The sequence below is a fragment of the Shinella zoogloeoides genome (genome assembly GCF_020883495.1).
Lineage (GTDB): Bacteria > Pseudomonadota > Alphaproteobacteria > Rhizobiales > Rhizobiaceae > Shinella > Shinella zoogloeoides.
The window spans coordinates 1,353,089-1,376,531 of the sequence record NZ_CP086610.1; the positions used below are offsets into that span (position 1 = coordinate 1,353,089).

The window sequence follows — 23,443 nt, forward strand, 5'->3', positions numbered from 1 at the left end:
GCCCGGATTCTTATCCCCGCTGTTGTCCGGACAAAAAACCAGGGTGAGGCCGGGATTGCTTGACAATCCGCGTTTCAACCGGTTTAGGCTCCATCCGCCCGATTTGCCGCATGGCAGAAGGGCACGACCAATTTCAGCATCGGCGTCGTCGGTCCGGGGAGGGCTGGCCGCAGGTGCCAACGGATCAGCCATTCCGGACCTGGCCGGGCTTCACCGCCGCCGGATCGGCTACGCGGAGAAATGCATGGCTTCGGCAGCGGAACAACTCGCCTCTAATCTCAACTTCTCGACTTTCGCCAAGGCGGAAGATCTGAAGAAGCGTCTCTGGTTCACGCTGGGCGCGCTGCTCGTCTATCGTCTCGGCACCTATATCCCGTTGCCGGGCCTCAACCCCGATGCCTTCGCCCAGGCCTTCCGTGGCCAGTCGGGCGGCATTCTCGGCCTCTTCAACATGTTCTCCGGCGGCGCCGTCGAGCGCATGGCGATCTTCGCGCTCGGCATCATGCCGTATATTTCCGCGTCGATCATCGTGCAGCTCATGACCTCGGTCGTTCCCTCGCTGGAACAGCTCAAGAAGGAAGGCGAGCAGGGGCGCAAGATCATCAACCAGTACACCCGCTACGGCACGGTGCTGCTCGGCACGCTGCAGGCCTACGGTATCGCGGTGGGCCTCGAGAGCGGGGCAGGGCTGGTCAACGATCCGGGCTGGTTCTTCCGCATCTCCACCGTCATCTCGCTGCTCGGCGGCACCATGTTCCTGATGTGGCTCGGTGAGCAGATCACCTCGCGCGGCATCGGCAACGGCATCTCGCTGATCATCTTCGCCGGCATCGTCGCCGCCCTTCCGCATGCCCTTGCCGGCACGCTGGAACTCGGCCGCACCGGCGCGCTCTCGATCGGCGTCATCATCGCCGTCGTCGTCATGGCCGTTGGCGTCATCGCGCTCATCGTCTTCGTGGAACGCGCCCAGCGCCGCCTTCTGATCCAGTATCCGAAGCGTCAGGTCGGCAACCGCATGTTCCAGGGCGATACCTCGCACCTGCCGCTGAAGCTCAACACCGCGGGTGTCATCCCGGCGATCTTCGCCTCGTCGCTGCTGCTGCTGCCGGCGACGCTGGCGGGCTTCTCCAACACGGCGGAGCTGCCGTCCTGGGCCACGTCCGCCATCGCGGCGCTCGGCCATGGCAGGCCGCTCTACATGGTGCTCTACGCCGCCATGATCGCCTTCTTCGCCTTCTTCTACACCGCCATCGTCTTCAATCCGAAGGACACGGCCGACAATCTGAAGAAGCACGGCGGCTTCATCCCCGGCATCCGCCCGGGCGAGCGCACCGCCGAATATATCGACTACGTGCTGACCCGCATCACGGTCATCGGCGCGGCTTACCTGATGTTCGTCTGCATTCTTCCGGAAATCCTGATCGCGCAGACCGGCGTGCCGTTCTACCTTGGTGGTACGTCGCTTTTGATTGTTGTCAGCGTGACCCTGGATACTGTAGCACAGATACAGGGTCACCTGATTGCTCAGCAGTATGAGGGGCTGATCAAGAAGTCGAAGCTGCGTGGAGGAAAGAGGGGACGATGAGACTGATTTTTCTGGGACCGCCGGGCGCTGGCAAGGGGACTCAAGCCAAGCTCCTGACGGAGAAGTACGGTATTCCGCAGCTTTCCACCGGTGACATGCTGCGGGCGGCCGTTGCTGCTGGCACGGATGTCGGCAAGCGCGCCAAGGCTGTCATGGATGCCGGCCAGCTCGTTTCCGATGCCATCGTCAACGAAATCGTTTCCGATCGCATCGATTCGCCGGACTGCGCCCGGGGCTTCATCCTCGACGGTTACCCGCGCACGGTTCCGCAGGCCGAAGCCCTCGACCAGATCCTCGCCGGCAAGGGCATCGCGCTCGATGCCGTCGTCGAGTTGAAGGTCGACGAGGATGCGCTGGTCAGGCGCATGGAGAATCGCGTGGCCGAAACGATCGCCGCCGGCGGTACGGTTCGCTCCGACGACAATCCCGAGGCCTTCAAGCGCCGCCTGACGGAATATCGCGAGAAGACCGCCCCGCTGTCGAATTACTACGCTTCGACGGGCAAGCTTCAGACGGTCGACGGCATGGCCAATGTCGACAAGGTGACCGCAGAGATTGCGGGAATCCTCGAGAACGCCTGATATCAGGTTAAAAAGGACGGCCGGGGAGTTGACTTTTTCGGCCGATTCCCCTTAAGACAGCGCCAACTCGCGACATACCATTGCGATCGGCGCGGATTTCCAAGAACGAAGTCCGGGTTCGGTCGTTTTCGACATGTCCCGAACATCAGATTGAGCGACACGGCCTTGAGGCCGTTTCAAGTGAAGAAAACCACTTGCCGGATGGCAACTGGAAGCAAGGAGAACAGGCGTGGCACGTATCGCTGGCGTCAACATCCCGACCGCAAAGCGCGTTGTCATCGCGCTCCGCTATATCCACGGGATCGGCCCGAAGTTTGCACAGGAAATCATCGAGAAGGTCGGTATCCCGGCTGATCGTCGCGTGCATCAGCTCACGGACGCAGAAATCCTGCAGATCCGCGAAACCATCGACCGCGACTACCAGGTCGAAGGCGACCTGCGTCGTGAAACCTCGATGAACATCAAGCGTCTCATGGACCTCGGTTGCTACCGTGGCCTGCGTCATCGCCGTAGCCTCCCGGTTCGCGGCCAGCGCACGCACACCAACGCCCGCACCCGCAAGGGCCCGGCCAAGGCCATCGCAGGCAAGAAGAAGTAATTTCCCGGAAACGGGGAACGGGAGGCTGGCGCTTCGCGCCGGCCTCTTTTGAGTTTCGAGCGGGGCCTTGTCTTTCATCAAGGGTCCCGGTCGGTGGAGCTGCTGGTGCTACGGCAGTGACGATATCGCCGCAGACGGACGCTTTCGGGCCTGTCTGCAAATACTGTTCAGGGCAGGGGATTCGTCCCGGCCCGGTGGAGCCGCTGGAATTACGGCGGTGTCGAGATCAACGAAAGGACTACCCATGGCCAAGGAAGCCGCACGCGTTCGCCGTCGCGAACGCAAGAACATCACCTCGGGTGTTGCTCACGTCAATTCTTCGTTCAACAACACGATGATCACCATCACCGACGCACAGGGCAACGCGATTGCCTGGTCGTCCGCCGGTGCAAAGGGCTTCAAGGGTTCGCGCAAGTCGACCCCGTTCGCGGCCCAGATCGCTGCCGAAGACTGCGCCAAGAAGGCCCAGGAACACGGCATGAAGTCGCTGGAAGTCGAAGTCTGCGGTCCGGGTTCCGGCCGCGAATCGGCTCTGCGCGCCCTCCAGGCTGCCGGCTTCATGATCACGTCCATCCGCGACGTGACCCCGATCCCGCACAACGGTTGCCGTCCGCGCAAGAAGCGCCGCGTCTGATCATCGACTTCAAACGACCGTGGAGGCCATCCGGCTTCCGCGGTTCTTCGGGGCTCGGCCGTCACGATTGGATGGTGGCGGCGAACGGAAGGCAAAACATATGATCCAGAAAAACTGGCAGGAACTGATCAAGCCGAACAAGGTGGAGTTCACCTCCTCCGGCCGCACCAAGGCAAGCCTTGTAGCAGAGCCGCTGGAGCGCGGCTTCGGCCTGACGCTCGGCAACGCGCTGCGTCGCGTGCTCCTGTCGTCGCTGCGCGGTGCGGCTGTTACCGCCGTGCAGATCGACGGCGTCCTGCACGAGTTCTCCTCCATCCCGGGCGTCCGGGAAGATGTGACGGATATCGTGCTCAACATCAAGGAAATCGCCATCAAGATGGATGGCGACGATTCCAAGCGCATGGTCGTGCGCAAGCAGGGTCCGGGCGTCGTAACCGCTGGTGATATCCAGACGGTCGGCGACATCGAGATCCTGAACCCCGACCACGTGATCTGCACCCTCGACGAGGGCGCGGAAATCCGCATGGAGTTCACGGTCAACAACGGCAAGGGCTATGTCCCGGCCGACCGTAACCGCTCCGAAGACGCGCCGATCGGCCTCATCCCGGTCGACAGCCTCTACTCGCCGGTCAAGAAAGTGTCCTACAAGGTGGAAAACACCCGTGAAGGCCAGGTTCTCGACTATGACAAGCTGACGATGACCATCGAAACCGATGGTTCCGTCACCGGCGAAGATGCGATCGCGTTCGCGGCCCGTATTCTCCAGGACCAGCTCTCGGTCTTCGTCAACTTCGACGAACCGCAGAAGGAAGCCGAGGAAGAATCGGTCACGGAACTGGCGTTCAACCCGGCGCTCCTCAAGAAGGTCGACGAACTGGAACTTTCGGTCCGTTCGGCGAACTGCCTGAAGAACGACAACATCGTCTACATCGGCGATCTCATTCAGAAGACCGAAGCCGAAATGCTTCGCACTCCGAATTTTGGTCGCAAGTCGCTCAACGAGATCAAGGAAGTTCTCGCTTCCATGGGCCTGCACCTCGGCATGGAAGTGCCCGCATGGCCGCCGGAGAACATCGAAGATCTCGCCAAGCGCTACGAAGACCAATACTAACCATCAAACGGCAGGCTACCTGCCTGCATGTGAAGGAGAACCGAGATGCGCCACCAGAATTCCGGTCGCAAACTCAACCGTACCGCCAGCCACCGTAAGGCGATGTTCGCCAACATGGCTGCTTCGCTCATCCAGCATGAGCAGATCGTAACGACGCTGCCGAAGGCGAAGGAAATTCGCCCGATCGTCGAGAAGCTCGTCACCCTCGGCAAGCGCGGCGACCTGCACGCTCGCCGTCAGGCGATCTCGCAGATCCGCGACGTTGCTGTCGTTTCGAAGCTCTTCGACGCGATCGCAAGCCGCTATGCCAACCGCAACGGTGGCTACCTGCGCATCATGAAGGCCGGCTTCCGCCACGGCGACAACGCCCCGCTCGCAGTCATCGAATTCGTTGACCGCGACGTCGATGCCAAGGGCGCTGCCGACAAGGCTCGCGTTGCTGCTGAAGCAGCCGCTGCCGAAGCTGCCTGATACGATAAGCATTCTTCCGAATGCCATGAAGCCGGGTGCCTCGCACCCGGCTTTTTGTTTGCCCGCGGCGCCGGATCAAGGTTTTGGAAACCATGTCTCTAGGCATTGTTTTCAGCCCTCGGGGATAGCATTTCCCGCGGTCTAATCGGATTTGGGTGATGGGCGAGAATTTCGCATTCCTGCTGCCGGTGGTTCTCACCCTGTTCGGCGTCGCCTTCCTCGTCGTCGGGCGCTTCGGCAATCGTGCCGCGCTGCTTTGGGGTGCGGGCTATCTCTGCGCGGCCGTCGGCTTCCTCGTGCCGCTCCTCGAGGTCGTGGTGCCCATACCCGTCGTGGCGATGACGGCGGATGCCGCCTTCCTTTCGGCCTTCTTCCTCTACAGCCAGGCGCTGGTCACGCATTTTGCCGCGCGGCGGCTGATGGCCGTTCGTCTTGGCGTGGTCGCCGTTGCCTATGCCAGTACCTCTCTGGCCGTTCTGGTCGGTGAAAGCCTCCGCTTCGAGCTTTTCATCAATGACATCGCCTGCAGCACGCTGTTGCTGATCGCGATATTGGCCTCCTGGCGGCGTTCGCACAGCCGGATCGACCGGGTGCTCTTCGGCGCCGTGGGATTCGTCATCGCGGAAACGACCGTGCGCACGATGGTCTTCTTCTTCATGGCCGGCCTGCCCGCCATGGGGGCGTTCATCGGTTCGACCTATGCCTATGTCATGCAGGTCACGGCGACGATCGGCGCGCTGGTGATGGCCCTGACGGCGCTGGCTTCCGTCGCGCTGCGGATCGTCGAACGGCATAGAAAGGCTTCGGAGGAGGACCCGCTGACCGGCCTTCTGAACCGTCGCGGCTTCGAGCAACTCGTCGGCGAGGGCGCACGCGCGCCGAAGGCGGAGGCGGCCATCATCGTCGCCGATATCGATTGGTTCAAGTCGGTCAACGACCGCTATGGCCATGCGGCCGGTGACGAGGCTATCCGCGAGGTCGCGGCCCTGCTGAACACGCTGTCCTGGCCGGGACTGGCCGTCGCGCGATTCGGCGGCGAGGAATTCATCGCCTATCTGCCGAACTGCCGCCTGCAGGACGCGCATACGCTGGCGAACACCGTGCGCATCGCCCTTTCCGGGCGCGATCTCGGGCGCATCGGTATCGACAGCTCGATTACGGCGAGCTTCGGCGTTGCCGTCACGGCTGCCGGGGATCACACGATCCACGATGCGATCAGCCGCGCCGACCGCCTGCTCTATCTCGCCAAGAGCCGTGGCCGCAACCGGGTCGTCAGCAGCGCGGCCGAGGTCCCGGAGCAGACGGGCGTGAAATTGTTCCGGGTATAGATCAGGCCGAACGGGCGCTGCCCTGGAGGCTTGCTGCGCCGTCCGGCCGCCCGCGCTTCTTCCGGCGGGTCATCGGCCGGATCAGCCGATAGGCGAGAAGCAGAACGACCAGCGCAATATAGCTCCACGGTTCGAGACCGACCACCTTGACCGACATGGCGAAATGCAGCGCCCCGGCCGCGGCGATAAGATAGACGAGCCGGTGCAGTTTCACCCAGCGCGGCCCCAGCCGCCGGATCGACCAGCCATTGGATGTCAGCGCCAGCGGAACCAGCATGAGGAAGGCGGCCATGCCGATGGTGATGAAGGGGCGCTTTGCGATATCCGCGAGGATCGCGGCGACGTTCAGATATTGGTCGAGCACCATATAGGTGAGAAGGTGCATCAGCACGTACCAGAAGGCCAGCAGGCCGAGGGCGCGGCGGTAGCGGATCCAGTTGATGCCGGTAAGGTCGCGCAGCGGCGTGATCGCCAGCGTCGCGACAAGGAAGCGCAGCGCCCACAGGCCGAGCAGGTGCTCGAATTCCTTGACCGGATTGCCGGGCAGCCGGCCCGTCGCGCCGAGCCAGAAGCCGTAGGCGGCCGGCAGCAGGCCGATGGCGTAGAGCAGCCAGATCGAGGCCGCGTGATATTTGCGGGGCAGGGCGGGCAGGGTCGCCATCAGTAGTTCGCCCGCAGGTCCATGCCGGAATAGAGACCGGCGACCTCGTCCGCATAGCCGTTGAACGGGAGTGTCGGCCGGCGGTTTGCGCCGAAGAAGCCGCCTTCGCCGATGCGGTTCTCGCTCGCCTGGCTCCAGCGCGGGTGGTCCACCTCGGGATTGACGTTCGCGTAGAAGCCGTATTCCCCGGGGGCGGAAAGGTTCCAGGTGGAGGGCGGCTGCTTGTCGGTAAGCGTGATCCTGACGATCGACTTGATGCCCTTGAAGCCGTATTTCCACGGCACGACGAGCCGGATCGGTGCGCCGTTCTGGTTCGGCAGCGTCTTGCCATAGACGCCGACGGCGAGGATCGCCAGCGGGTGGCGGGCCTCGTCCAGCCTCAGGCCTTCCACATAGGGCCAGGGCAGGGACTGGAAATAGCCGGACTGGCCGGGCATCTCCTCCGGCCGCACGACCGTCTCGAAGGCCACGTATTTCGCATCGCCCAGCGGCTCCACCTTGTCGAGCAGCGCGGCGAGCGGGAAGCCGACCCAGGGAACGACCATCGACCACGCCTCCACGCAGCGCATGCGGTAAATCCGGTCCTCGAGCGGCATGGCGAGCAGCTCTTCCAGCCCGAATTCCTTCGGCTTGCCGACGAGGCCATCGACCTTCACCGTCCAGGGTGTCGGCTTGAACTTTTCCGAATTGGCCAGCGGATCGCCCTTGCCCATGCCGAATTCGTAGAAGTTGTTGTAGCCAGTCACGTCCTTTTCCGGCGTCAGCGCCTCATCGACCGCATAGGGGCTTTTCGATGCCTTCAGCGCCTCCGCGAAGGCCGGCGTTCCGAGCGCGGCAAGCGCTCCGCCGGCGGCTGTCGCGAGAAACGAACGGCGATTGAGGAAACAGCTTTCCGGCGTGATCTGCGATGCGGCGATGCGGGGCGGGCGATAGAGGGACATGGCGGGACTCGATCCGTTCGGTTGCTTGCCTGACGAGAAGGTAAAGAAGACCTGTGGTGTTTCAACGGCCGGGCCAGTTTGCGGGCGACCACTTTTTCGTGCGCGCGGCGTGAGCCGGCGCGAGCGAAAGACTGTGCGGTTTGCCTTTTTTCCTGCGAAATCCTATCTGATCGTTACGCAGAAACGAAGGAGACTCGTCCATGCCGAACGTCCGCATCCTGCTTGCCGCTCCACTTGTCGCCGCCCTCGCGCTGGCGGTGCCCGCCATGGCTGAGGATCGCGCCGTGCCGCAATCGCGCACCGAAATGCAGCTCTCCTTCGCCCCGCTCGTCAAGCAGGTCGAGAACGCCGTGGTGAACGTCTATGCCGAGCGCGTGGTGGAGCGCCGCTCGATCTTCGAAGGCGATCCCTTCTTCGAGGAATTCTTCGGCCAGCGCATGCCCAATCGCAGCGAGAAGCAGTCCTCGCTCGGCTCGGGCGTGATCGTCGGCACCAAGGGCATCGTCGTGACGAACAACCACGTCATCGAAGGAGCCAGCGACATCAAGGTCGCGCTGGCGGACGGGCGCGAATATGAAAGCACCGTCGTGCTGAAGGACGAGCGCGTCGATCTGGCCGTGCTGAAGATCAAGGTGAGCAAGGCGGATACCGCGTTCACGGCGCTGCCGCTCGGCGACAGCGACGCGGTCGAGGTCGGCGACCTTGTGCTCGCCATCGGCAATCCCTTCGGCGTCGGCCAGACGGTGACGAGCGGCATCGTCTCGGCGCTCGCCCGCAACCAGGTGCGTTCGGGCGATTTCGGCTTCTTCATCCAGACAGACGCCTCGATCAATCCCGGCAATTCCGGCGGCGGCCTCATCAACATGAACGGCGAGCTGATCGGCATCAACACCGCCATCTTCTCGCGCGGCGGCGGCTCCAACGGCGTCGGTTTCGCCATTCCCGCCAATCTGGTGAAGACCTTCGTGGCCAGCGCCGAAAACGGCAGCGCCAGCTTCGACCGTCCCTTCGTCGGCGCGACCTTCGATGCCGTTACCTCGGAAGTCGCCGAGGCGCTCGGCCTCGACCGGGCGCGCGGCGCGCTTATATCGAAGGTGCTGCCGGGCAGCCCGGCGGAGAAGGCGGGCATGAAGCCGGGCCAGATCGTCACCGCCGTCAACGGCATTGCCGTCGAGCATCCCGATGCGCTCGGCTATCGCCTCACCACGGTCGGCATCGGCGGTACGGCGCGAATCACGGTCATCGCCGAAGGCAAGGAGAAGGAACTGACGCTTTCCCTCGACCGCGCGCCCGAAACGACACCGCGCGACGAACGGCTGATCGAGGGCCGCAATCCCTTTTCCGGCGCGGTGGTCGCCAATCTCTCGCCGCGCGTCGCCGAGGAGCTGCGCATGCCGACCAACGGCACGACGAGCGGCGTTGTGGTGACCGAGGTCAATCGCGGTTCCCCTGCCGCCCGCATCGGTCTCCAGCCGCGCGATATTTTCATCGAGCTGAACGGCACGGCGGTCACCTCAACCGAAACGCTCGCCGCACTCGTGGGCGAAGACCCGTCCATCTGGCGCGTCGAGATCGAGCGTGACGGCCAGCGCATCCGCCAGTTCTTCCGATGAGCGACCTTTTCGCCCCGCGTGAACCGGAGGGCATGGCGGCGAAGCGGCCTCTGGCCGACCGCCTGCGCCCCCGCACGCTGGGCGAGGTCTCCGGTCAGGCGCACCTGACCGGGCCGGACGGCGTGCTTTCGCGCATGATCGAGGCCGGCTCGCTCGGCTCGATGATCTTCTGGGGACCGCCCGGCACCGGCAAGACGACCGTCGCACGGCTGCTCTCCGGGGAGACAGGACTGGCTTTCGAGCAGATTTCCGCGATCTTCTCCGGCGTCGCCGATCTGAAGAAGGTTTTCGAAGCCGCCCGCCAGCGCCGCATGGGCGGTCGCCAGACATTGCTCTTCGTCGACGAGATCCATCGCTTCAACCGCGCCCAGCAGGACAGTTTCCTGCCCGTCATGGAGGACGGGACCATCGTGCTCGTCGGCGCCACGACGGAAAATCCATCCTTTGAGCTGAATGCCGCTCTTCTTTCCCGCGCCCGTGTGCTGACCTTCAAGCCGCATGACGAGGAGAGCCTGGAGGAGCTTCTGAAACGCGCGGAGGCTGTCGAGGAGAAGCCTCTTCCGCTCGACGAGGAGGCGCGCGCCTCGCTGCTGCGCATGGCCGATGGCGACGGGCGGGCGGTGCTGACGCTGGCCGAGGAAGTGTGGCGGGCGGCGCGCGCCGGCGAAACCTTCGGGCAGGACGATCTCTTCCGTATCGTGCAGCGCCGCGCGCCGGTCTACGACAAGTCGCAGGACGGGCATTACAATCTCATCTCCGCCCTGCACAAGGCGGTGCGCGGTTCCGATCCCGATGCCGCGCTCTACTATCTCACCCGCATGCTGGATGCTGGCGAGGACCCGCTGTTCCTGTGCCGCCGCATGGTGCGCATGGCGGTCGAGGATATCGGCCTTGCCGATCCGCAGGCGCTGGTCGTCTGCAACGCGGCCAAGGATGCCTACGACTTCCTCGGCTCGCCGGAAGGGGAACTGGCGCTGGCGCAGGCCTGCGTCTATATCGCGACCGCTCCGAAATCCAACGCCGTCTACACGGCCTATAAATCCGCCATGCGCGCGGCCAAGGAGAATGGCTCGCTTCTGCCGCCGAAGCACATCCTCAACGCGCCGACCAAGCTGATGAAGGGCGAGGGCTATGGGGACGGCTATCGCTACGACCACGACGAGCCGGATGCCTTTTCCGGCCAGGATTATTTCCCGGAAAAGATGGGCCGGCGCACCTTCTACGATCCGCCGGAGCGGGGTTTCGAACGGGAGCTGCGCAAGCGGCTGGAATGGTGGGCGAAGCTGCGGCGGGAACGCGGCTGAGGTCAGGCGGCGCCGAAGCGCGGGGCGGGCTTCTGCGGGGCCTGCGGCACCATCTTGATCGAGGATTCCGCCTTGCCGACATGACCCTCCATATCCACCACCACATGCCAGTGGCCGCTTTGCGGGATCTGCAGCCGGATCGGCGATTGCTTGGCAACGCCGCCAAGGAACTTGTGCTGGCGCGCATTCTTGAAGAGGTCGAAATTGGCATGGGTCATCAGCCGCACATTGGCGATGGCCGAAAGCGTGATCTCGATCACCGTGCCGCTGCGCTGCATGTCGAGATCGTAGTGCGTGTAGGAAAAGTTGTGCGCCATGAACCGTCCGGACTATCTGGTGTTTCGCTAATATGATGGCATGGACCGGTTAACGTTCCCTTCCTTCGTCACTAGAAATAGCTGTATTCTTTCAATGCTTTGCCGGGAAAAGCGGATTCGATCCGGCAGCGACTTGATTCATTGTCCGAGATTGGCGCGGCTGCGCCGGTCAGAGCGATTGCGTCCAGGTCCGCACGGTTTTCGCCATGGTGGCGAGGTGGTCGGCGGCGGAAAAGCCGGAAATGCTCTTGCGCGGCTTCAGGTCGTGGTCGCCGTCTTCCAGCCAGAGGAAACGGATGCGTTCCGGCAGGCCGTAGCCCGGCACCTCCTCGCGGGTGCCGAAGGGGTCGCGCGTGCCCTGGCAGATCAGGGCCGGCACCGACAGCGTCATCAGATGCGCGGTGCGAAGCTGCGCCGGCTTTTCCGGCGGATGGAACGGATAGCCGAGGCACAGGAGGCCGGCGACACAGCCTTCCGCATGAAGCGCGTCGGCAACCATGCTGGCGACGCGCCCGCCCATGGACTTGCCGCCGATGACGAGCTTGCCGCTCGCTCCAAGGCCGGCGACGGCCGCGCGGAATTCCGGGTTCAGCGTCTCGGCCTTCGGCGGCGGTCGGCGGCTGCCGTCCGCGCGCCGTGCGGCCATGTAGGCGAATTCGAAGCGGGCGACGCGCAGGCCTTCGCCGGCAAGCGCGGCGGCTGCGGCGTTCATGGCGGGCGAATCCATCGGCGCGCCGCTGCCATGGGCAAGCAGCAGGGTGACGGGGGCATCCTGCGGGCCGGTAAAGAGGAAGGGTGGGGTCATGCCTGCCCTGTTTCAGTCGTCGTTGACGTCGCCCGGCGCAATCGGGTCGCTGGCGGGAAAGGTTTCCTTCAAGGCCTGATCGAGATAGGCGTCCTGCTCAGCCTTGGGGCTTTTCTCTTTCCTGCTGGCCCGTTCCTTTTCCAGCGAGGCCTTCGGGCTGTTCTTGTCCGTCGCCATCGTCATCTCCCTTTGTCGTTCCCATTCAATATAGGACGCTTTTCCGTGGAGGCGAGGGCTTTACGTCTGGGGCAGCGAGAGTTCGGCGATGACCGGTAGGTGGTTCGACCCGAAATAGGGGCCGACACGGCGTTCGTGCAGCAGGATATCGGGAGAGACCGCGATATGGTCGATCGATGCGCCGATATACGCGATGGTGTCGAGCCGCATCGAGAAGCGGGTGACCGGCTGCAACCAGCCGCCCGCCGTGGAGGTAAGGCCCGCCTGCTTGAGGAAGCCGCGGAAGAAGGGCGACCATGTCGGCGTGTTCCAGTCGCCCGCGACGATGACCGGCGCCTTCTGGAGATCGCCCTTGATCGCATCGGCGGCGGCAGCCAGATAGGCGTTGCGGTCGCGCCATTGCCAGAGCCGGCGCGGCGTTTCCGGATGAAAAGCATAGAGGAAGAGCGGACGCCCGTTGAGGTCGAGTTCGAGCCGGAGCGGGTGCTTGTGGGCATATTTCTCGGTGAAGGCGCGTTGCAGCGCGCTTTCCGCGCGGATGGGGAGGGTTGAGAACACTTTCAGGTTCTCTTGCTCGCGGCTCTGCGTGCTGCTTTCAAAGGGGTAGAGTCCGGATGCGGAAATCGCCTGCGCCCAGGCAGCCGTGGTCTCCTGCAAGACGACGATATCGGGCTTTTCCCGGCGCAGCAGGTCGATGAAGACAGCGAGGTCTTCCACATTTTCCACGAAGAGATTGGCCGTGAGCACCTTCAGGCCGGTTCCCGCCGTGGCGGGGCGGGCGGTCGGCACGTCGAAGGCCGGAATAGTCGCGATGGCGAGGCCGGCAAGGGCGATCACGATGGCCTTCATGCGCCGCGTCACCAGTGCCGCAAGCACCAGGAAAATGCCCGCCGCCCCCACATAGGGCCAGGCGAAGGTGAGAAGATCGACCAGCCAGAACCGGTCGGCGGCCAGCACGACGATGCTGACGGCGAAGAGATAGGCGATGACGCCCGGCAGGACGAGGACGCGATAGGCGAGGTCGAGCGGTCCCCGGCGGCGGTCTGTCGGCATCGACTGTTCCTTCTGCTGTGCGGGAATGCGGGCCGGATCGATTCCCGTAGCGGGAGACCTGCATGTACCGCGCACATGCCGATGCTGCAATGACGGTGGAAAGCGGAAGTGCCGGGGCTACCTGTTCAGAGCGCGTCCAGATTGATGCCGACGGTGATTGCCCCGATCACCGCGCCCGTGTTCGGGTCGCGGATGGGAAGGCTTGCCTGCGACTGCATGAGTTGGGTCGATTCGTCCCGCCCCGCGTCCTCGATATAGAGGACGCTGCCGCCGAAACTCTTCTGCCATTTCGCCTCGTCGCCCTGCCAGTAGTCGGAGGTGATATCGCTCTGGCCGACATTGAGGCCGCGATTGTCCATGACGAAGATTTCGGTGATCACGCCCTCGGCCGCGCGCTGCCGGCCCTTGAGGTAGAGCGAGAGGGGATTGGAAAGCTGGGCCTCGATCATCGGGCGCGTCGTGCTGGAAAGCTCCGCCCGCCAGCGTGCGTCGAGCATCTCGATGCCGGCCTTGCCGAGCCTGGCATGGGCGCCGTTCTGCGCAAGGATCGCATTGATGATTGCCGGCTCGTCCAGCCAGGGGCGGACATTGGCCTCGATATAGTCCGCGACGGCCGCGGTGCGGATATCCGTCTCGGCCCCGGCGGGACCGAAGAGAAGGACGGTGGCGATGAGGATCGCCGGAAATATCCGCCTTCTATGCTGCATGAATGCCTGTCCTCCCCGGCAACGCCGATGCGCGGATAAGGAGTATCTTTTAGACGGATTGCGGAAAGATTAAGCCGGCGGATGCGGTTCCCGCGTCCACCGGCCTTTAATGATCATCAAATCAGCGCGTTGCCGCGTGGCCTTGAATCGTTTTCGAGCTTTCGCCGCTCAGCTACGCGGGCCTTTGGCGATCGGTTCCTGATAGGTGAAGCCCATGTCCCAGGGGAAATAGATCCAGGTGTCCTGGCTGACCTCTGTCACGAAGGTATCGACCAGCGGGCGGCCCTTCGGCTTGGCGTAGACGGCGGCGAAATGCGCCTTCGGCAGCATGGCGCGCACCTGCGCGGCCGTCTTGCCGGTGTCCGTGAGGTCATCGACGATGAGGATGCCTTCGCCACCGTGCTGGGTGAGTTCCGGCGAGATGCCCTTCAGGACATGCATATCGCCCTGCGAGACATAGTCGTGGTACGAGGCGACGCAGACCGTCTCGATCAGACGGATGTTGAGTTCGCGCGAGATGACGGCGGCCGGCACGAGGCCGCCGCGGGTGATGCAGACGATCGCCTTCCATTCGCGGTCGCCATCCGCCAGCCGCCAGGCGAGCGCCCGTGCGTCGCGGTGGAACTGGTCCCAGGATACGGGGAAGGCTTTGTCGGGCAGCGACATGACGGGCTCCTGATAGGCGGAAAAAGAAGATTCCTCCTCTCTACTGCAAGTCGCCGGTCAAGGAAATCGCCGCCCGGCCACAGAAACCGGGCGATCCACAGGCAAGTCCGCTTCAGCGCGACATCAGCACCGGCACGCGCGCGCCGCGCATCATGGCGCTGGTGACGCCGCCGAAGAGGCGCTGGCGCAGCCGCGAGTGGCTGTAGGCGCCCATGACGATGAGGCCCGCGTCGATCTCCGTCGCGCGACGGTTCAGCGTCTCGGCGACCGAATGGCCGCCGGTGGCCCCGGATGTGACCGTGGTGTTCACGCCATGGCGGGCGAGCGCCGCCGCAAGCTCGGCCCCGCTGAAATCGCGCGACTGCATCGCGGTTTCCGGCGGATCGACGGCGAAGACCTCGACATCCTTCGCGGCGGTCAGGAACGGCAGGGCGTCGAAGACGGCGCGCGCCGCCTCGCGCGAGCCGTTCCAGGCGACGAGGACGCGGTCGACCGGCTCGGGGCCTGCGGGCGCATTGGAGACGAGATAGACGGGCCGGCCGCTCTCGTAGAGCAGGTCCTCGATGTCCTCCCGCGCCGGGCCGTCGAGGTCCGGGTCGAACTGGCCGGCAAGGACGATATCCGCGCCGCGCGCGCTGTCGATGACGCCGGCTGATGCATAGCCGGCTGTGCCGGTGAAGAGCCGCCATTCATAGGAAATGTCGTCGCGTGCGCAGCGCGAGCGGAATGCCTGCTCGACCTCCCGCGATTGCTGCTGGGCGCGCTCCTGCAGTTCGAGAACGGCATTCGGATCAGGATATTCCATGGGGGCGATAAGCGTGACCACGACCGGGGATTCCGCATGGATGCCGATGACATGGCCGCCGGTCCGGCGCGCCAGGGCGAGCGCGTGATCGGTTACCTTGCCGGCGTCTTCGGCGGCGCTCAGTACCGCCACGATGGTCTTGTAGGTCATTTGGGCCTCCTGTCGGGTTCACACGAAACCTGCGCCCGCCGCGCCGCCTGGACCTTGATCCGGATCAAGACGCGGCCTTGGCTGCGGCGATTTCGGCGATCATCGCCAGTATATCACGTTCGGCCGCTTCCGCCGGAGCTTCTTCGCGGCTGCGGATGACGATTTCCGTCGAGAAGCGGTTCTCCGAAAAGCGCGGATAGGAGCCGATGCTGGTCTCGGGGTGATTCTTCTGGATCGCGGCGAGCGCGCTGCCGATATCGCCTTCGCCGAAGGGCGAGGCGACGGAGCGCGACAGCATCGGCTTGCCGCCTTCGAGCTTCGGTACGACGGTGCCGAGCATGGCGGTGAAGACCTGCGGCACGCCGGCCATCACATAGACATTGCCGATATGGAAGCCCGGCGCCGTGGAGACGGCGTTCTCGATATGCACGGCGCCCTCGGGCATACGGGCCATGCGCTGGCGGGCCTCGTTGAAGTCCACGCCCCGGCGCTCGTACATCGCGCCGAGAAGCTGCATGGCCAGCGGATCGTGCAGGCACGGCACGCCGAATGCCCTGGAGATCGCATCCGCCGTGATGTCGTCATGGGTCGGGCCGATGCCGCCGGAGGTGAAGACATAGGTATAGCGGGCGCGCAGCGCATTCAGCGCCTCGACGATGGCGTCCTCCTCGTCTCCGACGATGCGCACCTCCTTCAGGTCGATGCCGGCGAGGAAGAGCATGTCGGCGAGCTGGCCGATATTCTTGTCCTTGGTGCGGCCGGAGAGCAGTTCGTCGCCGATGGCGAGCATGGCGGCGGTGGCGATCGTGGTGGAACTCATGGGCGCTCTCCGAAGTTCGGACAGAAATGCCGACCGAAGGCGGGGGCATTGTCAATGACGGGTGAACAGTCTGTCGACCGCGCAGCTTCGTGCCGCGGTCATCTCGAAGTGCTACATCCAAGGCGAGGCCGCAATCAAGCGGAAAGCCCCTTTGCAACAGGAGACGAAGATGGCGAAAGTTCTGGTTCTTTACTACTCGGCCTACGGCCATATCGAAACGATGGCCTATGCCGTAGCGGAAGGCGCCAAGTCGGCCGGTGCGGACGTCACCGTCAAGCGCGTGCCGGAACTGGTGCCGGACGATGTCGCCAAGGCATCCTACTACAAGATGGACCAGAAGGCCGAAGTCGCCACCGTCGCCGACCTCGAGAATTATGACGCCATCATCGTCGGCGCCGGCACCCGCTTCGGCACGGTCGCCTCGCAGATGCGCAATTTCTGGGACCAGACGGGCGGTCTGTGGGCGCAGGGCAAGCTGGTCGGCAAGGTCGGTTCGGTCTTCACCTCCTCCGCCACCCAGCACGGCGGCCAGGAATCCACCATCCTCGGCTTCATTCCGACGCTGCTCCACCACGGCCTCGTCGTCGCGGGCCTGCCCTATGCCTTCCAGGGCCAGATGGGTGTTGAAGCGGTCAAGGGCGGCTCGCCCTACGGCGCTTCCACCATCACCGACGGCGACGGCTCGCGCCAGCCTTCCGAGGTGGAACTCGAAGCCGCCCGTTACCAGGGCGCTCACGTGGCGAAGATCGCCGGCAAGCTTTCGGCCTGACGTTCTCCTGAAACGTCGCTGAAGAAGAGGGTGCGGCCAGCGTCAGGGGCCGCACCCTTTTTTGTTTTCTGAAGCTCTGTGGTGAATGGTGCGGGCGGCGGGGATCGAACCCGCACAGCCAAGGCCGAGAGATTTTAAGTCTCTTGCGTCTACCAGTTTCGCCACGCCCGCTCGGCTTGCGTTCTCGATTGCGGGGGCGGGCCAGTCAAGAGCACAAATCCCGAAATGCGGCCTCACGGATAAATAAACCCCGCCAGGCCCCGCCTTCGTGCTGGATCGCCCTCGCCGGCCGATTGTAGCGGGCGACGATAAATTGTTATCTATGGTTGTTTTTTATTGAAGAACAATTTTTACTTGATATTCTTGTGGTGGTTGAGGAGGTGAATATGCATCAAAAAATTGCATTCTGCCTGGCGCTGCTGGCGTCGGGAACGGCAAATGCCGCTTCGATCTGCATCGACGGCAGTTTCATCCCTACGGGAGATACGCGGGTCATAAGTATTTATGACGAGGTCTGCCCGGGGGATAAGGGCAACTTCAACATTGTCGGGGGCGTGCAGCTGCGGGGCATCGGCGTGTGCTTCAGCGAAGCGGGCTATGCCTCCGTCATCTATCGGAACGTTACGAACAACGGCCCCGCCACGCGGGCGGGGTGGCTCAAGGATGGTGACTGCATCAAGCCGTAGGAGAGGGCTATGGACAGGATCGTATCGAAAGTTCTTCTGGCATCCGCGCTCATTCTGGCATTCCCCCAGATTTCCTCCGCCCAGATTCTTGGCGGGGTGGCCGGGGATGCCAAGGACGATGTCGAAGTGTCGTGCGGGAGTTGTTGCAGCGTGCGCAATACCGGCGGCAGAAAGGTGAGCGCCCGGTTGTCGCTGGCGCTCGGCGCAAGTGCCACGGTGATTGTTGGGCCTGGGCAAAGCGCGACCTGGTCCACGGGCGGCAGCTGTTTTTCCAGTGGTTTCGGCGTGTTTGCCAATTACGCGGACTGATCGCCGACCCGGCCGGCAGGACAGAAAAATACGGGCTGCAGGGTTCCTGCAGCCCGTACTGGTTTGCGCTCAACCGCTGATCGCGTTGAACACGAGATAGAACAGCGCCGAGATCGCCGCTGCCGAGGGCAGGGTGATGATCCAGGCCCAGACGATGTTGCTGGCGACGCCCCAGCGGACCGCGGAGACGCGGCGGGCGGCGCCGACGCCGATGATGGCGCCAGTGATCGTGTGGGTGGTCGAGACCGGGATGCCGAGCCAGGTGGCGCCGAAGAGGGTGAGGGCGCCGCCGGTTTCGGCGCAGAAGCCCTGCATCGGGTTGAGGCGGGTGATCTTGGACCCCATCGTGTGGACGATGCGCCAGCCGCCCATCAGCGTGCCGAGCGCCATGGCGGCCTGGCAGGTGATGACCACCCAGAAGGGCACGTAGAACTCGCCGCCGAGGTAGCCCTGCGAATAGAGCAGCACGGCGATGATGCCCATGGTCTTCTGCGCGTCGTTGCCGCCATGGCCGAGCGAATAGAGCGAGGCCGAGATGAACTGCATGACGCGGAAGGTGCGGTCGACGGCGAACGGCGTCTGGCGCACGAAGATCCAGGAGACGATCAGCACGAGGACCAGCGCCAGGAAGAAACCGAGGGCCGGCGACAGGAAGATGGCGCTCGCCGTCTTGATGAGGCCGCTCCACACGACGGCGTCGAAGCCGGTCCGCGCAAGGCCCGCGCCGACGAGGCCGCCGATAAGGGCGTGCGAGGAACTCGACGGGATGCCGAAGACCCAGGTGACGACGTTCCAGATGATCGCGCCCATCAGCGCCGCGAAGATGACGAGCGGGCTGACGATGGAGGGATCGATGATCCCCCTGCCCAGCGTTTCGGCGACATGCAGGCCGAAGAACAGGAAGGCGATGAAATTGAAGAACGCCGCCCACATCACCGCATATTGCGGCCGCAGCACGCGCGTCGAGACGATCGTGGCGATGGAATTGGCGGCATCGTGCAGGCCGTTCAGAAAATCGAAGAGCAGCGCGATGCCGATGAGGGCGATCAGCAACGGAAGGGCGAGGGCGGCGTCCATCAGACGTTCTCGATCACGATACCGCTGATTTCATTGGCGACGTCTTCGAAGCGGTCGACGACCTTCTCGAGTTCGCCGTAGATCTCGCTGCCGATGATATAGGCCATCGGGTCGGACTTGCCGAACTGCTTGAAGAGGTCCTTCAGGCCCTGGTCGTGCAGCTCGTCGGAGCGGCCCTCGACGCGGGTGACTTCTTCTGCGATGGCGCTGAGGCGGCCGGCATGCACGCCGATCTTGTCGAGCAGCGGAATGGCCTCGGCGACGAGGTGGGCGGCCTTGACGACCGCTTCGCCCATTTCCTGCATGCCGGGCTGGAAGCTCGTCTGCTCGAAGAGGCGGATGGTCTTGACCGTCTTGTGCATCATGTCGATGGCGTCGTCCATCGACTGGATCAGGTCCTTGATGTCGCCGCGGTCGAAGGGCGTGATGAAGCTGCGGCGAACGGCGAGCAGGACCTCGCGGGTGATCTCGTCGGCCTGGTCTTCCAGTTCGACGATGCGGTCGCAGTGTTTTTGAAGGTCCGGACCACCGGCCAGCGCCGAGCGGAGGGCTTCGGCGGCGCCGACGACGGTGCGGGAATGCTGCTCGAAGAGATCGAAGAAACGGTCCTCGCGCGGCATGAATTTGCGAAACAGCGAAAGCATGGATGCCCCTTGTGTGGCTGGGGTTGTCATGCGGCTGTCATAATTGAGCGGAAAGGCGCTGAAAAGCACTGATTCGCCGCTTGTCACAATTCTCTTGCGGTGCGGTAAACGGAGCCGGAGGGGATCAGGGCACGATCTTGAACGGCTGCTCGCTGATGGCGACGGCGCCGCTTGCGCTGTCGCGGAAGCGGTAGCGCAGCACGTAGTCGCCTGCCGGCGGGCTGCTGAGATTGAGCGTCAGCTTGGCGAAGACCTCCTGGTTGCGCACGCTACCCTTGAAGTCGAAGGAGCCGAAGGCCTTCTGTTCGGCGAGCTTCGCGCCCTTCGGATCGAGCAGTTCCAGATCGACGGTGAAATGCGATTCCAGAAGGCCGCCATCGACGGGACGCCAGGTGAGGCCGACCGGCTCGACATAGGAGATCAGCGCTTCGCCCGCCTTGAAGCTGGTATCTGCGCGCGTGGCGTACATGCCGTAGCCTTCCGGCGGCGCGGAAACGAAGATCGCCTTGCCGATGGAAAAGGGCAGGGTGGCGGCGAAGGCGCCGTAGGCGTCGCGGATCGTGTTGTGCGCGCCGACCGTATCGCCGGCCGCCGCCTGCTCCTCCGCCTTCTTCGCCGCGTCCGCAAGGGGGCCGGCCAGCGCGAGCGTCGGCGCGAGGGCGGCGACAAAGGTCAGACGCATCAGGGACTTCCACACGGACATTTGGTCTTCCTCCAGCCGGATGCCGGCCAAGATGCGAAGAAGCGTGACAACAGTCAAGGACGGGCGCCCCTCTTGTCAGTGCTTCCAGAAGAGCGGCGTCAGGATCACGAGGACGGTTAGGATTTCCAGACGTCCGAGCAGCATGAGGAAGGACAGGAGATACAGCGCCGCATCGTGAAAACCGGCGAAGGTGCCGGCCGGGCCGATCGCCTGCGTGACGCCCGGGCCGACATTCGAAAGCGACGTGGCGGCGGCCGAGATCGCCGTCAGCACGTCGTAGCCCATGAGGGCCAGCAGGATCGCACCGATGGCGGAGATCGCCACGAAGGTGATGAAGAACAGGAAGACGTTGCGCTGCAGGTCCGCGTCGACCGTCATCGGCCCATAGCGCACGGCATGGATGCCGTCGGGATAGATGAGGCGGTAGAGGCCGGTGCGGATGAAGTTGAAGAGGATGATCAGGCGATAGGCCTTGATGCCGCCCGCCGTCGAGCCGGAGCAGCCGCCCATGAAGGTGGCGACGAAGGCGAGCGCGACGATGAAATGGCCCCATTGGGTGTAGTCGTCGCTGGAAAAGCCGGTGGTGGAGAGGATGGAGGAGACGGTGAAGAAGGAATGCGCAAGCGCCTCATGGAAGTCGACGCCGTTCTGGAGGCGCTGGAAGATGCTGGCGGCAATGGAGAAGAGCGCAAGGTAGCCGAGGAACACGCGGATCTGCGGATCGCGCCAGGCGTCCACCCGCCCGCGCACCACGATGAGAATCAGCACGGAGAAGGGCAGGCTGCTCAGCGTCATGAAGAAGGTGGCGGCCCACAGCAGCGGCAGGCTCTTGAAGTAGCCGAAGGAGGCGTCGTGCGTGGAAAGCCCGCCGGTGGCGACGGTGGACATGGCGTTGTTCAACGCATCGAAATGGCTCATGCCGAGCGCGGCATAGGTGACGGCGCAGATGAGGGTTATCGACACATAGATGGCGAGGAAGGCGCGGGTGTAGCTGGCGATGCGGGCGAAGGGCTTGTCGGCGGTATCGGACGATTCGAGCTTGAAGAAGGACATGCCCCCGACGCGCAGATACGGCATGATGAAGAGGCCGAGCGCCAGGATGCCGATGCCGCCGAGCCAGTGCAGCAGCGAGCGCCACATCAGGATGCCGGGCGGGGCATGATCGAGGCCGACGATGACGGTGGAGCCTGTCGTGCTGATCGCGGAAACCGATTCGAAGAAGGCCTGCGCGAAGGTGAGTTTCAGCGAGGACAGCCAGAGCGGGATCGCGCCGATGAAGGTCGCGCTCAGCCAGAGCAGGTTCACCACCAGAAAGCCCATCCGCTTGTTGAAGGGCGGCGGGCCGGCACGTGTCGCAACGGCTGTGGCGAGCGAGAGGCCGCCGGTGAAGAAGGCGGACAGCAGGAAGACTTCCCAATCGGGATGCCCATAGTAGACGTCGATGAAGGCCGGGATGAGCATCGCCAGCGAAAGGTAGGTTCCGCTGATGGCTGCGATGTGGATGGCGGACCGGAAAATCGTGGCGTTCAAGGAAAATCGTCCTGCGTGCCGGCTGGCTCAAGGTCTGTCTCGAAGGGCCGCGCGGCCGGGACGGGTGGTGTCCGTCGCTGCGATATGCAATAGCCTTTGCATTGTCCAAACTCAAGGATGGCATCGAACGGCATGAAACCGGACGTCGACGCGGCCTGCGAAGCATTGCGCGGGCTCTTTCCCGAAACACCGCTCCAGCTCAACGAACACCTTTCCGCCCGCTACGGCGCGGAAATCTACCTGAAGCGCGAAGATCTCTCGCCGGTGCGCTCCTACAAGATCCGGGGCGCCTTCAACTTCTTCCGCAAGGTTCTGGCGGAGCCGGACGGCGCACGCAGCTTCGTCTGCGCCTCGGCCGGCAACCACGCGCAGGGCTTCGCCTTCGTCTGCCGCCATTTCGGCGTGCCGGGCGTGGTCTTCATGCCGGTGACGACGCCGCAGCAGAAGATCGACAAGACGCGCATATTCGGCGGCGAGTTCGTGACGATCAGGCTCGTCGGCGACTTTTTCGACCAGTGCTACAAGGCCGCCCGCGACCATGCGGAAGCGACCGGCGCACTGATGGTGCCGCCCTTCGACCATGCGGATATCATCGAGGGGCAGGCGACGGTGGCGGCGGAGATCGTCGCCCAGCTCGGCGAAGGAAAGCTGCCGGACCTCGTGGTCCTGCCCGTTGGCGGCGGGGGCCTCGCCTCGGGCGTCACCGGCTATCTCGACGGCACGATCGGCCCGTCGAGCTTTCTGTTCTGCGAGCCGGCCGGCGCGCCGAGCCTCAAGCGCAGCCTTGAAAGCGGCGCGGTGGTGACGCTCGATCAGGTCGACAATTTCGTCGACGGCGCGGCGGTCGGCCAGATCGGCGCATTGAATTTCGCCGCGCTCAGCCGGTTTTCGGCCGATCAGGTCATGCTGCTTTCGGAAAACGCGATCTGCGTGACGATGATCGACATGCTGAATGTCGAGGGCGTGGTGCTGGAGCCGGCCGGCGCGCTGTCGCTGACGGCGCTGGATGCGCTCGGCCGGGAGGCGCTGGAGGGCAAGACGGTCGTCGCCGTCGTTTCCGGCGGCAATTTCGACTTCGAGCGCCTGCCGGACGTCAAGGAACGCGCCATGCGCCATGCGGGGCTGAAGAAATACTTCATCCTGCGTCTTGCCCAGCGCCCCGGCGCGCTGCGCGACTTCCTCAACATGCTCGGCCCGGATGACGATATCGCGCGCTTCGAATACCTGAAGAAATCCGCCCGCAACTTCGGCTCGATCCTCATCGGCATCGAAACGAAGGCGCCGGAGAACTTCACGGCGCTCAGGAAGGCCTTCGACGCCGCCGGCATGCGCTACCAGGACATCACCGAGAACGAGATTCTCGCAAACCTCATCATCTAGGGACACGGGGCAGGCCGC

At 64.0% G+C, this 23,443-nt stretch carries 27 protein-coding genes and 1 tRNA gene; 13 read left to right on the forward strand and 15 right to left on the reverse strand.

Going from position 1 to position 23,443, the window contains the following annotated elements; all coding sequences use genetic code 11:
- The first annotated feature begins 244 nt into the window (after nucleotides 1-244).
- The 7 genes from secY (at nucleotide 245) to K8M09_RS06845 (ending at nucleotide 6,308) form a co-directional block, all read left to right on the forward strand.
- Nucleotides 245-1,585, forward strand: coding sequence for a preprotein translocase subunit SecY (secY, locus tag K8M09_RS06815; RefSeq protein WP_160784675.1), 1,341 nt, complete (start codon nucleotides 245-247; stop codon nucleotides 1,583-1,585).
- Nucleotides 1,582-2,166 carry an adenylate kinase gene (locus tag K8M09_RS06820; RefSeq protein WP_160784674.1) on the forward strand — a complete coding sequence of 195 codons (585 nt, stop codon included), beginning with the start codon at nucleotides 1,582-1,584 and terminating at the stop codon, nucleotides 2,164-2,166. The genes secY and K8M09_RS06820 overlap by 4 nt, the downstream gene beginning before the upstream one ends.
- 229 nt (nucleotides 2,167-2,395) lie before the next feature.
- Nucleotides 2,396-2,764 (forward strand): 30S ribosomal protein S13, encoded by a 369-nt coding sequence (gene rpsM / locus K8M09_RS06825; protein ID WP_160784673.1) that lies wholly within the window; start codon nucleotides 2,396-2,398, stop codon nucleotides 2,762-2,764.
- 244 nt (nucleotides 2,765-3,008) lie between these two features.
- Nucleotides 3,009-3,398, forward strand: a complete 390-nt coding sequence (gene rpsK, locus K8M09_RS06830; protein WP_023513823.1) for a 30S ribosomal protein S11 — start codon at nucleotides 3,009-3,011, stop codon at nucleotides 3,396-3,398.
- 100 nt (nucleotides 3,399-3,498) lie between these two features.
- Entirely contained in the window at nucleotides 3,499-4,509 is a 1,011-nt protein-coding gene (locus K8M09_RS06835; protein ID WP_119258414.1) for a DNA-directed RNA polymerase subunit alpha, read from the forward strand.
- A 45-nt stretch (nucleotides 4,510-4,554) separates the two neighbouring features.
- Complete coding sequence (gene rplQ / locus K8M09_RS06840) at nucleotides 4,555-4,980, forward strand: 50S ribosomal protein L17 (RefSeq protein WP_160784672.1); 426 nt, start codon at nucleotides 4,555-4,557, stop codon at nucleotides 4,978-4,980.
- 158 nt (nucleotides 4,981-5,138) lie between these two features.
- The gene (locus tag K8M09_RS06845; protein ID WP_160784671.1) at nucleotides 5,139-6,308 is read left to right on the forward strand and encodes a GGDEF domain-containing protein; all 1,170 of its coding nucleotides are present in this window, start codon (nucleotides 5,139-5,141) and stop codon (nucleotides 6,306-6,308) included.
- Nucleotide 6,309: 1 nt separating this feature from the next.
- Here the strand turns inward: K8M09_RS06845 and msrQ are convergent, their stop codons facing one another.
- Both msrQ and msrP read right to left on the reverse strand, forming a co-directional pair.
- Entirely contained in the window at nucleotides 6,310-6,969 is a 660-nt protein-coding gene (msrQ, locus tag K8M09_RS06850) for a protein-methionine-sulfoxide reductase heme-binding subunit MsrQ (protein ID WP_160784670.1), read from the reverse strand.
- Entirely contained in the window at nucleotides 6,969-7,910 is a 942-nt protein-coding gene (msrP, locus tag K8M09_RS06855; protein WP_160784669.1) for a protein-methionine-sulfoxide reductase catalytic subunit MsrP, read from the reverse strand. Before msrP ends, msrQ begins: the two co-directional genes overlap by 1 nt.
- A 200-nt stretch (nucleotides 7,911-8,110) precedes the next feature.
- Here msrP and K8M09_RS06860 point away from each other — a divergent pair, with 200 nt between their 5' ends.
- On the forward strand, nucleotides 8,111-9,523 hold the full coding sequence (locus tag K8M09_RS06860; protein WP_160784668.1) for a DegQ family serine endoprotease: 1,413 nt from the start codon (nucleotides 8,111-8,113) through the stop codon (nucleotides 9,521-9,523).
- Nucleotides 9,520-10,827 carry a replication-associated recombination protein A gene (locus K8M09_RS06865; protein WP_160784667.1) on the forward strand — a complete coding sequence of 436 codons (1,308 nt, stop codon included), beginning with the start codon at nucleotides 9,520-9,522 and terminating at the stop codon, nucleotides 10,825-10,827. The genes K8M09_RS06860 and K8M09_RS06865 overlap by 4 nt, the downstream gene beginning before the upstream one ends.
- A gap of 2 nt (nucleotides 10,828-10,829) precedes the next feature.
- On the opposite strand, the gene K8M09_RS06870 is transcribed toward K8M09_RS06865, so the two are convergent.
- The 8 genes from K8M09_RS06870 to K8M09_RS06905 all read right to left on the reverse strand — a co-directional run bounded on the left by K8M09_RS06870 (nucleotide 10,830) and on the right by K8M09_RS06905 (nucleotide 16,327).
- Nucleotides 10,830-11,144 (reverse strand): DUF1883 domain-containing protein, encoded by a 315-nt coding sequence (locus K8M09_RS06870; RefSeq protein ID WP_160784666.1) that lies wholly within the window; start codon nucleotides 11,142-11,144, stop codon nucleotides 10,830-10,832.
- Nucleotides 11,145-11,313: 169 nt separating this feature from the next.
- Nucleotides 11,314-11,949 (reverse strand): alpha/beta hydrolase family protein, encoded by a 636-nt coding sequence (locus K8M09_RS06875; protein ID WP_160784665.1) that lies wholly within the window; start codon nucleotides 11,947-11,949, stop codon nucleotides 11,314-11,316.
- A gap of 12 nt (nucleotides 11,950-11,961) precedes the next feature.
- Entirely contained in the window at nucleotides 11,962-12,126 is a 165-nt protein-coding gene (locus tag K8M09_RS06880) for a hypothetical protein (RefSeq protein ID WP_170299399.1), read from the reverse strand.
- A gap of 60 nt (nucleotides 12,127-12,186) precedes the next feature.
- On the reverse strand, nucleotides 12,187-13,179 hold the full coding sequence (locus K8M09_RS06885; RefSeq protein WP_160784664.1) for an endonuclease/exonuclease/phosphatase family protein: 993 nt from the start codon (nucleotides 13,177-13,179) through the stop codon (nucleotides 12,187-12,189).
- A gap of 125 nt (nucleotides 13,180-13,304) precedes the next feature.
- Entirely contained in the window at nucleotides 13,305-13,886 is a 582-nt protein-coding gene (locus tag K8M09_RS06890; protein WP_160784663.1) for a hypothetical protein, read from the reverse strand.
- A gap of 168 nt (nucleotides 13,887-14,054) precedes the next feature.
- Nucleotides 14,055-14,552: a xanthine phosphoribosyltransferase gene (gene gpt, locus K8M09_RS06895; protein WP_160784662.1), complete on the reverse strand. Its 498-nt coding sequence runs from the start codon at nucleotides 14,550-14,552 to the stop codon at nucleotides 14,055-14,057.
- Nucleotides 14,553-14,664: 112 nt separating this feature from the next.
- A complete protein-coding gene (locus K8M09_RS06900; RefSeq protein ID WP_160784661.1) occupies nucleotides 14,665-15,507 on the reverse strand; it encodes a universal stress protein in 843 nt (280 codons plus the stop codon).
- Nucleotides 15,508-15,571: 64 nt separating this feature from the next.
- A complete protein-coding gene (locus tag K8M09_RS06905; protein WP_160784660.1) occupies nucleotides 15,572-16,327 on the reverse strand; it encodes a competence/damage-inducible protein A in 756 nt (251 codons plus the stop codon).
- A 169-nt stretch (nucleotides 16,328-16,496) separates the two neighbouring features.
- On the opposite strand from K8M09_RS06905, the gene wrbA reads away from it, so the two are divergent.
- Nucleotides 16,497-17,096, forward strand: coding sequence for an NAD(P)H:quinone oxidoreductase (gene wrbA, locus K8M09_RS06910; RefSeq protein WP_160784659.1), 600 nt, complete (start codon nucleotides 16,497-16,499; stop codon nucleotides 17,094-17,096).
- An 86-nt stretch (nucleotides 17,097-17,182) separates the two neighbouring features.
- Here wrbA and K8M09_RS06915 read toward each other — a convergent pair.
- Nucleotides 17,183-17,267, reverse strand: a tRNA-Leu gene (locus tag K8M09_RS06915).
- 155 nt (nucleotides 17,268-17,422) lie between these two features.
- Between K8M09_RS06915 and K8M09_RS06920 the strand changes: the two genes are divergently transcribed.
- Together K8M09_RS06920 and K8M09_RS06925 are read left to right on the forward strand one after the other, a co-directional pair.
- Entirely contained in the window at nucleotides 17,423-17,782 is a 360-nt protein-coding gene (locus K8M09_RS06920) for a hypothetical protein (protein WP_160784658.1), read from the forward strand.
- A gap of 9 nt (nucleotides 17,783-17,791) precedes the next feature.
- Entirely contained in the window at nucleotides 17,792-18,091 is a 300-nt protein-coding gene (locus tag K8M09_RS06925) for a hypothetical protein (protein WP_160784657.1), read from the forward strand.
- A 69-nt stretch (nucleotides 18,092-18,160) separates the two neighbouring features.
- Here the strand turns inward: K8M09_RS06925 and K8M09_RS06930 are convergent, their stop codons facing one another.
- The 4 genes from K8M09_RS06930 to K8M09_RS06945 form a co-directional block, all read right to left on the reverse strand.
- Entirely contained in the window at nucleotides 18,161-19,168 is a 1,008-nt protein-coding gene (locus K8M09_RS06930; protein WP_160784656.1) for an inorganic phosphate transporter, read from the reverse strand.
- Nucleotides 19,168-19,812 (reverse strand): DUF47 domain-containing protein, encoded by a 645-nt coding sequence (locus K8M09_RS06935; protein WP_160784655.1) that lies wholly within the window; start codon nucleotides 19,810-19,812, stop codon nucleotides 19,168-19,170. Before K8M09_RS06935 ends, K8M09_RS06930 begins: the two co-directional genes overlap by 1 nt.
- Nucleotides 19,813-19,936: 124 nt before the next feature.
- A complete protein-coding gene (locus K8M09_RS06940) occupies nucleotides 19,937-20,494 on the reverse strand; it encodes a hypothetical protein (protein WP_229342178.1) in 558 nt (185 codons plus the stop codon).
- 96 nt (nucleotides 20,495-20,590) lie between these two features.
- Nucleotides 20,591-22,045 (reverse strand): TrkH family potassium uptake protein, encoded by a 1,455-nt coding sequence (locus K8M09_RS06945; protein WP_160784653.1) that lies wholly within the window; start codon nucleotides 22,043-22,045, stop codon nucleotides 20,591-20,593.
- 132 nt (nucleotides 22,046-22,177) lie between these two features.
- Between K8M09_RS06945 and ilvA the strand changes: the two genes are divergently transcribed.
- A complete protein-coding gene (gene ilvA, locus K8M09_RS06950) occupies nucleotides 22,178-23,425 on the forward strand; it encodes a threonine ammonia-lyase (RefSeq protein WP_160784652.1) in 1,248 nt (415 codons plus the stop codon).
- Nucleotides 23,426-23,443 lie beyond the last annotated feature (18 nt).

Excerpts from the sequence above, each read along its gene's own strand:
- gpt (WP_160784662.1), bottom strand. The coding sequence starts at position 14,552 with ATGTCGCTGCCCGACAAAGCCTTCCCCGTATCCTGGGACCAGTTCCAC.
- wrbA (WP_160784659.1), top strand. The coding sequence starts at position 16,497 with ATGGCGAAAGTTCTGGTTCTTTACTACTCGGCCTACGGCCATATCGAA.
- msrP (WP_160784669.1), bottom strand. The coding sequence starts at position 7,910 with ATGTCCCTCTATCGCCCGCCCCGCATCGCCGCATCGCAGATCACGCCG.
- K8M09_RS06875 (WP_160784665.1), bottom strand. The coding sequence starts at position 11,949 with ATGACCCCACCCTTCCTCTTTACCGGCCCGCAGGATGCCCCCGTCACC.
- ilvA (WP_160784652.1), top strand. The coding sequence starts at position 22,178 with ATGAAACCGGACGTCGACGCGGCCTGCGAAGCATTGCGCGGGCTCTTT.
- K8M09_RS06870 (WP_160784666.1), bottom strand. The coding sequence starts at position 11,144 with ATGGCGCACAACTTTTCCTACACGCACTACGATCTCGACATGCAGCGC.
- K8M09_RS06880 (WP_170299399.1), bottom strand. The coding sequence starts at position 12,126 with ATGGCGACGGACAAGAACAGCCCGAAGGCCTCGCTGGAAAAGGAACGG.
- K8M09_RS06930 (WP_160784656.1), bottom strand. The coding sequence starts at position 19,168 with ATGGACGCCGCCCTCGCCCTTCCGTTGCTGATCGCCCTCATCGGCATC.
- rplQ (WP_160784672.1), top strand. The coding sequence starts at position 4,555 with ATGCGCCACCAGAATTCCGGTCGCAAACTCAACCGTACCGCCAGCCAC.
- K8M09_RS06935 (WP_160784655.1), bottom strand. The coding sequence starts at position 19,812 with ATGCTTTCGCTGTTTCGCAAATTCATGCCGCGCGAGGACCGTTTCTTC.
- K8M09_RS06885 (WP_160784664.1), bottom strand. The coding sequence starts at position 13,179 with ATGCCGACAGACCGCCGCCGGGGACCGCTCGACCTCGCCTATCGCGTC.
- K8M09_RS06835 (WP_119258414.1), top strand. The coding sequence starts at position 3,499 with ATGATCCAGAAAAACTGGCAGGAACTGATCAAGCCGAACAAGGTGGAG.
- K8M09_RS06940 (WP_229342178.1), bottom strand. The coding sequence starts at position 20,494 with ATGCGTCTGACCTTTGTCGCCGCCCTCGCGCCGACGCTCGCGCTGGCC.
- K8M09_RS06900 (WP_160784661.1), bottom strand. The coding sequence starts at position 15,507 with ATGACCTACAAGACCATCGTGGCGGTACTGAGCGCCGCCGAAGACGCC.
- K8M09_RS06890 (WP_160784663.1), bottom strand. The coding sequence starts at position 13,886 with ATGCAGCATAGAAGGCGGATATTTCCGGCGATCCTCATCGCCACCGTC.
- K8M09_RS06925 (WP_160784657.1), top strand. The coding sequence starts at position 17,792 with ATGGACAGGATCGTATCGAAAGTTCTTCTGGCATCCGCGCTCATTCTG.
- K8M09_RS06905 (WP_160784660.1), bottom strand. The coding sequence starts at position 16,327 with ATGAGTTCCACCACGATCGCCACCGCCGCCATGCTCGCCATCGGCGAC.
- rpsK (WP_023513823.1), top strand. The coding sequence starts at position 3,009 with ATGGCCAAGGAAGCCGCACGCGTTCGCCGTCGCGAACGCAAGAACATC.
- msrQ (WP_160784670.1), bottom strand. The coding sequence starts at position 6,969 with ATGGCGACCCTGCCCGCCCTGCCCCGCAAATATCACGCGGCCTCGATC.
- K8M09_RS06845 (WP_160784671.1), top strand. The coding sequence starts at position 5,139 with ATGGGCGAGAATTTCGCATTCCTGCTGCCGGTGGTTCTCACCCTGTTC.
- K8M09_RS06860 (WP_160784668.1), top strand. The coding sequence starts at position 8,111 with ATGCCGAACGTCCGCATCCTGCTTGCCGCTCCACTTGTCGCCGCCCTC.
- secY (WP_160784675.1), top strand. The coding sequence starts at position 245 with ATGGCTTCGGCAGCGGAACAACTCGCCTCTAATCTCAACTTCTCGACT.
- K8M09_RS06820 (WP_160784674.1), top strand. The coding sequence starts at position 1,582 with ATGAGACTGATTTTTCTGGGACCGCCGGGCGCTGGCAAGGGGACTCAA.
- K8M09_RS06865 (WP_160784667.1), top strand. The coding sequence starts at position 9,520 with ATGAGCGACCTTTTCGCCCCGCGTGAACCGGAGGGCATGGCGGCGAAG.